Source organism: Pseudomonas sp. JAI115 (genome assembly GCF_014200835.1).
Lineage (GTDB): Bacteria > Pseudomonadota > Gammaproteobacteria > Pseudomonadales > Pseudomonadaceae > Aquipseudomonas > Aquipseudomonas putida_A.
Map to the genome: position 1 here is coordinate 584,395 of NZ_JACHCY010000002.1, position 12,136 is coordinate 596,530.

The 12,136-nt window shown below is 58.2% G+C and carries 8 protein-coding genes; 5 read left to right on the forward strand and 3 right to left on the reverse strand.

All coding sequences use genetic code 11. From position 1 onward, the window contains the following. The first annotated feature begins 125 nt into the window (after positions 1-125). The 4 genes from HDC30_RS07800 to HDC30_RS07815 all read left to right on the forward strand — a co-directional run bounded on the left by HDC30_RS07800 (position 126) and on the right by HDC30_RS07815 (position 6,101). On the forward strand, positions 126-4,844 hold the full coding sequence (locus HDC30_RS07800; RefSeq protein WP_183782074.1) for an RHS repeat-associated core domain-containing protein: 4,719 nt from the start codon (positions 126-128) through the stop codon (positions 4,842-4,844). Next, the gene (locus tag HDC30_RS07805) at positions 4,841-5,215 is read left to right on the forward strand and encodes a hypothetical protein (RefSeq protein WP_311659856.1); all 375 of its coding nucleotides are present in this window, start codon (positions 4,841-4,843) and stop codon (positions 5,213-5,215) included. The genes HDC30_RS07800 and HDC30_RS07805 overlap by 4 nt, the downstream gene beginning before the upstream one ends. A 299-nt stretch (positions 5,216-5,514) precedes the next feature. Further along, a complete protein-coding gene (locus HDC30_RS07810) occupies positions 5,515-5,685 on the forward strand; it encodes a hypothetical protein (RefSeq protein ID WP_238547078.1) in 171 nt (56 codons plus the stop codon). Continuing rightward, positions 5,685-6,101: a hypothetical protein gene (locus tag HDC30_RS07815; RefSeq protein ID WP_183782077.1), complete on the forward strand. Its 417-nt coding sequence runs from the start codon at positions 5,685-5,687 to the stop codon at positions 6,099-6,101. Before HDC30_RS07810 ends, HDC30_RS07815 begins: the two co-directional genes overlap by 1 nt. Positions 6,102-6,188: 87 nt before the next feature. Here HDC30_RS07815 and HDC30_RS07820 read toward each other — a convergent pair whose 3' ends face one another. Both HDC30_RS07820 and HDC30_RS07825 read right to left on the reverse strand, forming a co-directional pair. Further along, on the reverse strand, positions 6,189-7,979 hold the full coding sequence (locus HDC30_RS07820; protein ID WP_123586140.1) for a bifunctional diguanylate cyclase/phosphodiesterase: 1,791 nt from the start codon (positions 7,977-7,979) through the stop codon (positions 6,189-6,191). A 133-nt stretch (positions 7,980-8,112) separates the two neighbouring features. Further along, positions 8,113-10,197: a carboxy terminal-processing peptidase gene (locus HDC30_RS07825; protein ID WP_167734107.1), complete on the reverse strand. Its 2,085-nt coding sequence runs from the start codon at positions 10,195-10,197 to the stop codon at positions 8,113-8,115. Between the two features lie 138 nt (positions 10,198-10,335). Here HDC30_RS07825 and HDC30_RS07830 point away from each other — a divergent pair, with 138 nt between their 5' ends. After that, entirely contained in the window at positions 10,336-11,298 is a 963-nt protein-coding gene (locus HDC30_RS07830; protein WP_150368063.1) for a zinc-binding dehydrogenase, read from the forward strand. 176 nt (positions 11,299-11,474) lie between these two features. On the opposite strand, the gene HDC30_RS07835 is transcribed toward HDC30_RS07830, so the two are convergent. Continuing rightward, positions 11,475-12,128, reverse strand: a complete 654-nt coding sequence (locus HDC30_RS07835; RefSeq protein WP_103368935.1) for an HAD family phosphatase — start codon at positions 12,126-12,128, stop codon at positions 11,475-11,477. Positions 12,129-12,136 lie beyond the last annotated feature (8 nt).

Below are 12,136 nucleotides of genomic sequence, written 5' to 3' on the forward strand. Positions count from 1 at the left end.
ACACCTACTCGCCTGACTTCTTTCCTGATTGATCCCCCGCAAAGTCCCCGCGCCTAATTTTTGCGCGAGGGAACGCTCATGTTTGACCCGGTTTTTCATTCCACCCCGCATCGTCGCGTGCGCTGATGGAAGCCGTCAGCCGTATCGAGCAGGAACTCGACAGCTTCCCCGACACCCTCAGCCTCTATCGCCAGCAGCTTGAACATTGGTTCAGCAGAGCGGCCGATCAGGTCAGCCATGCGGCGGATTTGCCGTCGCTGATGGGCATGGAGCGGGTTATCCGCTTCGGTGATCGCGTCACCGCCGTCAGCACGGGCGACAGTGAGTTTGCCTCCGGCGTCGTGCAGTGCCCGAAAAGCGGGGTGCTGGCGATCGAGAGCAAATTCGAGTCGGTGTACGACATTCCGCTGGGCGACATCGTGGTGGATGTGGTGGCGGTGGGTGATGGCCAAACTTTCCCCGTCGCACTTGATGCGCAAGGCCGGGGAACATTCGCCGGTACGCCAGGCAAGTTCTATCGCGTGCAGGTGCACAGCGACGTTACCCCGGAGCAGATCGAGGCGCTGTTCCAGTCCTACAACGGCTTGACCGGCGAGCTGGATGGCTGGTTGCGCAGCGAGTGGCAGGGGTTCAAGCCGCAGTGGTCGCAGTCGGTGGCGACGGCGGCGGGCAACGGCATGCTCGCCGGGAGCTGGGCGGCGATCGAGGGGGTGTGGGACAGCATCGGCATGCTGTCGGAGATTCTCAAGGATCCAGGCGCATTTGCCGAGCGGCTGGGAAGCGGCGCGGCTGATCTGATTCATCTCGCAGAATCAGCTCCGGATGTCATGCAGAAACTGCAGTTGCTGGTCAGTGATGAAGCGGCGCTGTGTTTGCTGTTGCGTGCGGCGAGTCTCTGGCTGGAGATGCTGCCGCCCAGCCAGATCCCCGGCAAAACCGCAGAAACGGCGTCGATGATGATCGTGCAGGTGCTGATCGATGTGCTGATCGGCGTTGTGTTGACATTCGTCGGGGCTGGCGCCGGGATCGCTTATCTGACGCTACGCCTGGCGGATCGCGCCGCCCAGTTGCTCTCGGTTGTGAAACGCCTGGTCAAGGCGATGTTCGGCATCGTCAACACGTTCATCCATTACGTCGACCAGTACAAAACTGTCGCCGCGCGGGGTATCGCCGCCGGGGTGAAAAAGGGCCGCATGCAATTGCGCTGGGATGCGAAGCGCAATGCCGCCCTGAAGAAAAACGAGCATCACGATAACGCTCCCGATCAAGCGCAAAACCCCAACGGCGACAGCGCCGATTGCGCCCCGTTGACCTGCACCAACGGCTGTCCGGTGTCGATGGTTACCGGCGAAGAACTGCTGACCCTGACCGACGGCACGCTCGATGGCTTGTTGCCGTTCGAGTTCACCCGGCTGTATCGCACCAGCGCGGTGGAGATCGATGTCGGGCTGGGGTTTGGCTGGAGTCATTCGCTGGCGCATCGGCTGGAGTTCGATGGCGAGGGGGTGATCTGGGTCGATCACGAGAACCGCCGCACGCGGTTTCCGTTGCCCAGTGTGGAGCGCCCGGCGATTCACAACAGCCTGTCGCGGGCGGCGATTTTTCTCGGCGATGAGCCGGAGGAACTGATCCTCGCGCTGGCCGGGGATGCGGCGCGGTTTTATCACTTTCGGGCCGGGCGGTTGGTGGCGGTCAGTGATGCGTATGGCAATCGGCTGAGCGTTTCTCGCGATCATCAGCAGCGGATTGTCCGCCTGGACAATGGCGCGGGCCGCTCGCTGTTGTTGCGCTATGACCGGGCGCATCTGGTCGCGGTTGATTACCAGGTGCTTGAGGCTGATGGCTGGCGCACCGAGCAAACGCTGGTCAGTTATTGCTACGACGCGCGTCAGCGGTTGTTGGCTGCGACCAACGCCGTCGGTGACAGCGAGCGTTACGACTACGACGATCAGCACGTCATCCTGCAGCGGCAACTGACCGGCGGCGCGAGTTTTTTCTGGGAATGGGAACGCTCGGGCAAGTCGGCGCGTTGCGTGCGCCATTGGGCGTCGTTCGCGCAGATGGACACCCGTTACGTCTGGGCCGATGACGGCAGTGTCGCGGTGCACTACGTCGATGGCAGCGAAGAAACCTACGTCCACGATGACAGCGCACGGCTGGTGCGCAAGGTCGAGGCCGATGGTGGTGAGCACCTCAAGGCCTATGACGATCAGGGCCGGCTGATCGCCGAGCAGGATCCTCTGGGCGCGGTCACCGAATACCGTTACGACGACGTCGGACGGCTGATCGCGCTGCTTCCGCCGGACGATGAGCCAACGTCCTACGAGTACCGCAACGGTTTCCTGCACAGCCGTTCTCGCGGCGAGGCGGTGTGGACGTTTCGGCGCAACGCCGAGGGCGATGTCACCGAGGCGGTCGATCCTGACGGTCAGGTCACCCATTACTACTACGACACGCGCGGGCAGTTGCTGTCGATCCGCTACCCGGACACCAGCCGGCACAAGTTGTCGTGGAACGACCTCGGGCAACTGATCGAGGAAACCCTGCCCGACGGTGGTGTGCGGCGCTTTTCCTACGACGCGCTGGGGCGACGGACGACCACTTGCGACGAACACGGCGCGATCACCCGCCAGCAGTGGGACGCTGTTGGCCGACTAATTCAGACGACCTTTCCTACGGGCGCCACCCGTGCCTACAGCTATGGCGCCTACGGCCAGGTCACTGCCGAGCGCGACGAACTCGGGCGCATCACCCGCTACGAGTATGACGACGACCTGCACCTCGTCTCGCGCAAGATCAATCCCGACGGCACGCGGGTGCAGTACCGCTACGACCATGCGCAATTGCTGCTCACGGAAATCGAGAACGAGTCCGGGGAAAAGTACCGCCTGGACTACACGCCCACCGGATTGATCCGACAGGAAACCGGCTTCGACGGCCGGCGCACCGCCTACGCCTACGACCGCAACGGGCACCTGCTGGAAAAGACCGAGTTCGGCGATGACGGCTCGACGCTGGTCACTGCCTACGCGCGTGATGCGGCCGGGCGTCTGCTGCTCAAGACCCTGCCCGACGGGGTTCAGGTGGCTTACACCTACGACCGCCTGGGCCGTTTGACCGGGGTTGATGACGGCCAGCAACATCCGCTGGCCTTTGAATATGACCGGCAGGACCGGCTGATCACCGAGCATCAGGGCTGGGGCACCCTGCGTTACACCTACGACGCCTGCGGCCAGCTCAAGCGCCAGCGTCTGCCGGACAACAGCAAGCTCGACTATCACTACGCCAAGGGTGGCGCGCTGACCGCCATCGACCTCAATGGCACGCGGCTGACCAGTCACGTCTACCAGTCCGGTCGCGAGCAACAACGCCAACAAGGCCTGCTGCGCAGCGATTATGCCTACGACGATCAGGGACGTTTGCTGGCCCATGCTGTAGGTCATCAGCACGACTCGCTGTACCGCCGCGATTACGCCTACAGCGCCAACGGCAACCTCGAGCACATTGCCGACAGCCGTCACGGCCAGCGCACCTACGGTTACGACGCGCTCGACCGCTTGATCCGCGTGCGCCACTCGCGCGACGAACTCCCCGAATCCTTCGCCCACGACCCGGCCGGCAACCTGCTGATGCAGGATCGTCCCGGCCCCACCCGGATCAAGGGCAACCGCCTGCTGATGCAGGGGGACCGGCATTACGACTACGACGCCTTCGGCAACCTGATCCGCGAACGCCGTGGCCGCGACCAGCAACTCGTCACCGAATACCGCTACGACTGCCAGCACCGTCTGATCGGCCTGACCCGCGCCGATGGCCAAACCGCGACCTACAAATACGACGCCTTCGGCCGGCGCATCCGCAAAACCGTCGACGGCCAGACCACCGAGTTCTTCTGGCAAGGCGACCACCTCGTCGCCGAAAGCAGCAAAACCCACCACCGCAGCTACGTCTACGAACCCGGCACCTTCCGCCCGCTGGCGCTGCTCGACGGCAAAGGCCCGAAAAAGGCCTGCCCGTTCTACTACCAACTCGACCACCTCGGCACCCCGCAGGAACTCACCGACTACAGCGGCGAAATCGTCTGGTCGGCGCAATACGACGCCTACGGCAAGGTGTCGGCGATCACCCTCGCGGGCGAGGACTACCTGGACCAGCCGCTGCGCTTTCAGGGGCAGTATTTCGATGCGGAGAGTGGGCTGCATTACAACCGGCATCGGTATTACGACCCGCGATTGGGGAGGTATTTGACGCCGGACCCGATCAAGTTGGCGGGTGGGTTGAATCAGTACCGGTACGTACCGAATCCGACGGGTTGGGTGGATCCGTTGGGGTTGAATGATTGCCCGGGAGGAGCGGGGTGCAACAAACCGTCTTTTGAATCAAACGATCCGACTAAAAAGATACTTGGAGGGGAAGCTATTTCCTCTCCTCCCGCAGCGAAAACTAAAAATACGTATTTGTACCGTGGAGATACGAAGGATCCTTCGGAAGTTTTTGAGCACGGTTTTAAAAGTAAAGGAGATAGCAATGATCTATTTCTTCACTCAATCGATAGCGACTTTCCTCCTAGTAACTTTATTAGCACATCTCTTTCGAGAGATATGGGAAAAGCATTCGCTACAAGCTACTTCACAAGGCCAGGGTTTCTTTACACACTTAAAATGATTCCAGGTCGCGATCTTAAAAAAGAGCTAGGAGCAGCCTATAATTTTAGTAAAGAACAGGAAATTGCAATCCCAGGTAGGATAAGGAGGGAGGATGTTCTCGGTGCTACATTAATTATTGATGATGGTAAGGAGTTTGGCTATTCCATTCCAAATCCGCATAGGAAAATAGACAAATGAAATCAGTGTTTGTAGCTACAATTAAAATTTCAGATGGTAATGACAGGCAAGAGATTGACCTGGTTTGTAATCGTGAGGAAATATCAATAGCATTCATTTGTGAAAGTGGGTGTAAGCGGATCTACTTTGGGTGTGATTTTTATAAATGTTTTGCTTTGTTGAGGAAAGATAATCCAGAGTTAACGTTTTTTTGCAAGGGGGCGAAAATAAATGTTCATCCGTCAAGCATGTCTTCTCAAATGTCTCTTGGACTGAAAGCATACCAACTAGTGGTTGGTAAAGAAGCCTCTTTAGATGATCTTGTATATATATTTGATTATGAAGATCAGGATTTAACAAGCGATCCAGATGAGCAACGATTTTTTATATGAATTGGATTAGTTCTTAAAGCGATTCATCGCCTCTAATCTTTGTGGGGCTTGATTTTTTCAAGATCGGTTTTCTAATGGTTGATGTCAAAGGTAGAAAATTTTATAGAGTTTTGATTCTTAATTTGAAAGATTTGTTTTTTGCTGTTTTTCGATAATGAGTTGAGTTAGGGAACAGGTGGAAGATGTTCAGAGGTGTTTATAGTTCGCGGTTTTTAACCCATCGAGCGCAGTTGAATGCTTTAAATGAAGCGATGACAAGAGAGGCACGGAAGATGTCGCGATTCACGGGAGAAGACAGCATGGGTAATTTGGTTGTGAGAATGGCTGCCGAAGATGTGGGGGAAGGGTACGAACCTAACCCATCAGATCCATCAGAACCCCGCTACATTCAAAAAATGAATGGGTTTGAAATGAAATTTGACTTTGAAACATTGCAACCTTTCGCTCTATATCCGGTGGAGCACGTTTGATGTTGATGCATCCCTATCTTGATGTTCCATACAGCCCTAAGTTGAAGCACTTTCTTGGTGGGTTTGATATATACGATCGCGAAGAGACGCTGGGCGCAGAGTTGGCAGAGTACGATCCTGAGTGTCCTTCAGATAGAGCGGAATTAATTTATAAATTTATTGTGAGAAGATTTTCGGGTTTGACTCATCGGCACAAATTTGTCTTGTTTTTTGTATTTGGTGAGGCTCTGGATGGCGAAGCGAGTAAGCTCTCTGAGGTTTTTAAACATGATCCTTTTTCTCATTCATTGCTTCCACTTGGCTGGAATGAAATAAAAGATCCCAGGAGTTTTTTTGAGCATGTGTACTCTATTCTCTCCGAAGTTTGGATTGATGAGTTGTATCTCGCCAGTCAGGAAGACTGCTCCACGTGGTAGCCGGCATTAGAAGCGGAATCTTGAGTGATGCTACTGATCCCTTCGCGAGCAAGCCCGCTCCCACAGGGGATGATGTTGTTTGGAGAGTCAGCGTTGGCCAATCAGTTGCGGCAGTTGAAGGTCGGCAGCAGCAAGGCTATCAATCACATGCACGCTATACCCCGGAACATTCTTCGCATGATGTTTCGCCTGCGAAGCCATCTCCGCCAGTTGACTCGCATCCAGTTCTGCGCAGGCCTCGGGTTGCAGGTGGACTACGCCGATCGATAACGATAGAAGTGGAAACTCCTGCCGCACACCCTGGCGATTCGGCGCGATGAAGCAGCCGGCCTCAAGATGCTCAGGGCGATAGAAGCGGCGGCATTGGCTCTGGAAGTCGTCGAGCAGTTGGTTGAGGCGTTTGCGCCAGTCTTCCGGGCCGAGTACCAGCAGGAAGTCGTCGCCGCCGATGTGGCCGACGAAGTCGCGGGAAGGGTCGACGCGTTCGTTCAGACATTGCGCCAGGCACAGCAGGACTTCGTCGCCACGGCCGTAGCCGTAGATGTCGTTGAAGGGTTTGAAGCTGTCGATGTCGACGTAGCAGATGATCGATTCGCGGCCCTGTTGCAGCAGGCGGGTCAGGCATTGCTGGATCGGCACGTTGCCGGGTAGCAGGGTCAGCGGGTTGGCGTAGCGCGCCTGCTGGATTTTCAGTTCGGTGATCAGTTTGAGCACGTCGATCACCCGGCCAAGGCCCAGATAACCGCCGTTGAGGGTGATGATGAAATCTTCTTCGATGCGCTGCCGGGCGCGGCTGGTGATCAGGCGGCTGACCTGTTGCAGCGACTGGCTCATTTCCACAGCGAGGAAGTCGTCGTTCATCAGGCGGCTGATCGGTTTGCGTGCGAACAGGTCAGTGGCGAACGGTTTGAGCAGCGCGTCGGACAACGAATGGCGATGGACGATGCCGCACGGCTGGCCCTGTTCGTCGAGCACCGCCAGTGAGTTCAGATTGGCCTGGCGGCGGAAGGCTTCCAGTACGGTGGCAGTCGGTGTGTCGCGATGCACCGCCGGTTGGTCATTGAGCAGGGCGCTGAGGTCGCTGCCTTCGTCGTTCAATGCCACGGCGCTGCTGTCGTGTTTTGGCATCAGGGCCCGGGCATCGCGGGGTGGATGCTCCTGAGGGCGAGCGAGCAGGTAACCCTGCACCAGATCGACGCCCATCTCGGTCAGCACCGCCAGTTCTTCCGGCAACTCGATCCCCTCGGCAATCACCTGCGCCCGCGAAGCCTTGGCGATTTGCAGGATCGAGCCGACGAACTCGCGTTTCAATGCGTCCTGATGGATGCCGTCGATGAAGTGGCGGTCGATTTTCACATAGTCCGGACGCAGCTCCGACCATAGACGCAAGCTCGAATAGCCGGCACCCAAGTCATCCAATGCAATCGAAAAGCCCATCGCCCGATAGTGATGCAGGGCGGTTTGCAGCAACTGGAAATCGTCGATTGGCGTCTGTTCGGTGAGTTCGATCACTACTTGGCTGGGTGGAATACCGAAGTCCTGCAGCAGTTGCAGGGTCCGCCCCGGTTGGTGCGCGGCTTCAAGCAGGGATTCCGGTGAGACGTTGAGGAACAGCTTGCCCGGCAGTTGCTGCTCGTTGAAACGACGGCAGGCAGACTGGCGGCAGGCAATTTCCAGTTCGCTCAGGCGGCCGGCCTGACGCGCCACGGCGAACAGCGCGATTGGCGAATGCAGAGGGCTGTTGGACGGGCCGCGAGTGAGAGCTTCGTAGCCGAGAATACGACGCTCGGAGAGACAGATGATCGGCTGGAACAGGCTGTGCAAACCGCTTTGAGTCAGGATCGAGCTCAAGGCACTCAGCTGTTCGGTCGTGGTCATGGCAATCTCTGGAGATAAAAAAAGGACTGGGAGCGCTCTTGCTTGAAGAGGCGCTCCCAGTCCTTTATTTCACGACAGAATGATGACTGTTTGATGACGCTCCGGGGAGCGTCACCACTAAATTGCCATCATCTTACTTCTTGGCCACCTGATTGCTCAGCTTCAGATAATCCAGCAGCACGCGCCCGGTTTCGCTCAGGTAGGCGTCGTCTTCTGGTTTGACCTTGTCCGGCTCAGCCGCAGCCAGCGCGTCTTCATCTTCTTTCTTCAGCTCTTTGAGCGGTTCTTCGCCTTTGGCTTTGCGACGAATGTTTTCCATGGCCAGTTGCTTGGCATCGATGTCCGCGTGCTGGGCACGGCGGTCGGCTTCGTTGAGGCTGACGGTTTTTTCTTCCATCAGCTTCTGCGCCAGGGCCAGCTTGTCACGGATGAACACGAACTCGGCATCTTTGGCGCTGCGTGCGTCATGCTCGGACTTGAGCTGCGCCAGGTACGGCTTGAACGGATCGGAGGCCGGCTTGATCGCTGCCTTGATGGTGTCCCACGGCATGGCTTCCGGCAGGGCGCTTTCGCCGATTTCCTTGGTGTCGATGATCGACGGGTAGTCGATGTCCGGCAGTACGCCCTGATGCTGCGTGCTCTGCCCGGAAACCCGGTAGAACTTGGCCAGGGTCAGTTTCAGTTCGCCATGGTTCAGCGGCTGAATGGTCTGCACGGTGCCTTTGCCGAAGGTCTGGCCACCGATGATCAATGCGCGATGGTAGTCCTGCATGGCGCCGGCGAAAATCTCCGAAGCCGAGGCGGACAGGCGGTTGACCAGCAGAGCCATCGGGCCTTTGTAGAACGCGCCCGGGTTTTCATCTTCCAGCACATCGACGCGGCCATCGGCGTTACGCACGAGTACGGTTGGGCCTTTGTCGATGAACAGGCTGGTCAGCTCGGTGGCTTCCTGCAGGGAGCCGCCGCCGTTGTTGCGCAGGTCGATGACCACGCCGTCGACTTTCTCTTTCTGCAGTTCGGTCAGCAGTTTCTTGACGTCACGGGTGGTGCTCTTGTAGTCCGGATCACCGGCACGGAACGCCTTGAAGTCGAGGTAGAAGGCCGGGATCTCGATGATGCCGAGCTTGTAGTCCTTGCCGTCCTGTTTCAGGTTCAGCACGGATTTTTTCACCGCCTGGTCTTCAAGCTTCACCGCTTCGCGAGTGATCGGCACGATCTTGCTGGTCTGGTCGTTCGGCGCATTGCTGGCCGGAATCACTTCCAGGCGCACCACGGTGCCTTTCGGGCCGCGGATCAGCTTGACCACTTCGTCCAGGCGCCAGCCCACCACGTCGACCATCTCTTTGTTGCCTTGGGCAACGCCGATGATCTTGTCGGCCGGTGCGACCTGCTTGGTCTTGTCGGCCGGGCCTGCCGGCACCAGGCGCACGACTTTCACTTGATCGTTGTCGCTCTGCAACACGGCGCCGATGCCCTCGAGGGACAGGCTCATGTTGATGTCGAAGTTCTCCGCGTTATCCGGCGACAGATAGTTGGTGTGCGGGTCGTAGGACATGGCGAAGGTGTTGATGTACGCCTGGAAGATGTCTTCCGCGCGAGTCTGGTCCAGGCGCGCCAACTGGTTCTTGTAGCGCTTGGTCAGGGTTTCCTGGATCTGCTTGGAATCCTTGCCGGCGATCTTCTGCCGCAGCACTTCGTCCTTGACGCGTTTGCGCCACAGGTCGTCGAGTTCAGCGGTGGATTTGAGCCAAGGGGCGTCCTTGCGATCGATCAGCAAGGTTTCCTTGGTGGTGAAGTCCATCTTGTCGACGCCCTTGTTCAGCTCCGCAATGGCGAAGTCCAGGCGCGCCTTGACGCGGTCCAGATAGCGCTTGTAGATGGTGAACCCGGCGTTGAGGTCGCCGCTCTTGAGGAAGTCGTCGAACTGGGTCTTCCACTTGTCGAATTCGGCGATGTCGCTGGCCATGAAGTAGCTGCGCGACGGGTCCAGCAGCTTGATGTAGCTGTCGTAGATGATCACCGAGCGCGCATCGTCGAGCGGCGGCTTGCTGTAGTGGTGACGCTTGAGCAACTCGACGACGTTGAGGCTGGCGATCACTTCGTCGCGATCCGGCTGCAACTTGTCCCAGCTGTTGGCTGCGAATGTAGTGCCCGACACCGGCAACAAGCCGATACCGATGAAAAGAGCGAGGGCGGTGCTGGGGAGCAAATGCTTCATGCTGATTCGACGCGGGGACAATTGATAACGCATATTAGGCCGTCTTTGAAGTCGCCGGTTCTACGAGAGCCGGTCGCATAATGCAAAAAGCCCGGCGCTACAGCTTCGGGCTCAGTCCAGACTCACTATGGAGGCACTGTGAAGGCATTGCAAGGCGTTGAAGGTCAAGTGGCATGGCTTGAAGAGCCGAGTCCGGCATGTGACGTAGGACAAGTGCGCATTCGCGTGGCGGCTGCGGGCCTCAATCGCGCCGATTTATTACAGAAAGCCGGGCTTTATCCACCGCCGCCGGGCGCCAGTCAGGTGCTCGGTCTGGAGTGTTCCGGGGTGATCAGCGAAGTCGGCGCCGGCTCGTCCTGGCAGGTCGGCGACCGGGTCTGCGCCTTGCTGGCCGGGGGCGGAATGGCCGAGGAGGTGGTGGTCGACGGACGGCACGTGCTGCCGGTGCCCGAGGGCGTTTCGTTGATCGAGGCCGCGGCATTACCCGAGGTTTATGCAACGGTCTGGCTCAACGTGTTTCAACTGGCGGCGCTGAAACCCGGCGAGAAGGTTCTCCTGCACGCCGGGGCCAGTGGAATTGGTTCAGCCGCCATTCAGCTATGCAAGGCGTTCGGCAATCCCTGTTGGGTCAGCGTCGGGTCGGCTGAGCGATTGGCCTACTGTGAGGCGCTGGGAGCCCAGGGCGGCGTGGTGCGCACCGATGATCTGGAAAGCCTGCGCGACTTCGGGCCGTTTGACGTGATCCTTGATCCGGTCGGCGGCAACTATGCGGCACTGAACCTCAAGCTGACGGCGCTGGACGGACGCTGGGTCTTGATCGGCTTGATGGGCGGGCGTGAGGCGAAACTGGATCTGGCACAGGTTCTGGCCAAGCGCGTGCAATTGCTTGGTTCGACGTTGCGCAGTCGTGATGATCAGTTCAAGGCTGATCTGCTCAGTGACCTGGGACAGCATGTGTGGCCGCTGTTTGCCGAAGGACGGTTGAGTCCGCAACTGGCAAAAACCTTTGCGGTAAAGGATGCCGAAGCGGCGTTTGCCGAGCTGGCGAGCAACAACGTTGCCGGCAAACTGGTGCTGGTGGTCGACGAAAGCCTAACCTGAAAACACAAACCCCTGTGGGAGCGGGCTTGCTCGCGAAAGCGGTGAATCAGACACGAATTTATCGACTGACACTCCGCCTTCGCGAGCAAGCCCGCTCCCACATTAGGATCGATGTTTAGCCGGATTTTTCGGCAAGCTCCCTTGCCACAGTCAATAATCCATATCTGGATCTTTGGTTATTTCCAGAGATGGATCGGCCAGCCTGCTTTTTCGGCGTGCTCCAGCAGGACCGGATCCGGATTCACCACATGCGGGAAATCCACCTTCAGCAGCAACGGCAAGTCATTGCGTGAGTCGGAGTAGAAACTCGCGCCTTCCAGATTCTCTTCCTCGGCGTCCAGCCATTCCAGCAGGCGAGTGATCTTGCCTTCGCGGTAGGTCAACGTGCCGACGGTCTGGCCAGTGTAAACACCGTGCGCGACTTCCAGTTCGATGCCGAGAATTTCGTCGATGCCCAGGCGCTCGGCGATCGGTTTGACCAGGTGCGTGCCGGAAGCCGAGATCACCAGAATCCGGTCGCCGGCCTTGCGGTGGGCGGCGATGGTTTTGGTGGCGTCGCTGAAGATGATCGGTTCGATGAAGTCTTCCACCCATGGGCCGACCAGGTGTTCGACCTCTTCCGGGGTACGGCCGACCATCGGTTCGAGGCTGAACGCCATGAATTCTTCCATGCGCAATTTGCCATGGCTGTAGGCGTCCATCAGCTCGTTGTTCTTGCGCATGAACGACTCGGGATCGACCCAGCCCAGGCGCCCCATCTGCTCGCTCCAGAGGGTGGCGCAGTCGCCGTGGATCAGGGTTTCGTCCAGATCAAAAATTGCCAGGGCCATCAGTGCAG

Bases quoted from the DNA above. Each gene is read 5' to 3' on its own strand.
- HDC30_RS07800 (WP_183782074.1), top strand. From the start codon at position 126: ATGGAAGCCGTCAGCCGTATCGAGCAGGAACTCGACAGCTTCCCCGAC.
- HDC30_RS07820 (WP_123586140.1), bottom strand. From the start codon at position 7,979: ATGACCACGACCGAACAGCTGAGTGCCTTGAGCTCGATCCTGACTCAA.
- HDC30_RS07805 (WP_311659856.1), top strand. From the start codon at position 4,841: ATGAAATCAGTGTTTGTAGCTACAATTAAAATTTCAGATGGTAATGAC.
- HDC30_RS07825 (WP_167734107.1), bottom strand. From the start codon at position 10,197: ATGAAGCATTTGCTCCCCAGCACCGCCCTCGCTCTTTTCATCGGTATC.
- HDC30_RS07810 (WP_238547078.1), top strand. From the start codon at position 5,515: ATGGGTAATTTGGTTGTGAGAATGGCTGCCGAAGATGTGGGGGAAGGG.
- HDC30_RS07815 (WP_183782077.1), top strand. From the start codon at position 5,685: ATGTTGATGCATCCCTATCTTGATGTTCCATACAGCCCTAAGTTGAAG.
- HDC30_RS07835 (WP_103368935.1), bottom strand. From the start codon at position 12,128: ATGGCCCTGGCAATTTTTGATCTGGACGAAACCCTGATCCACGGCGAC.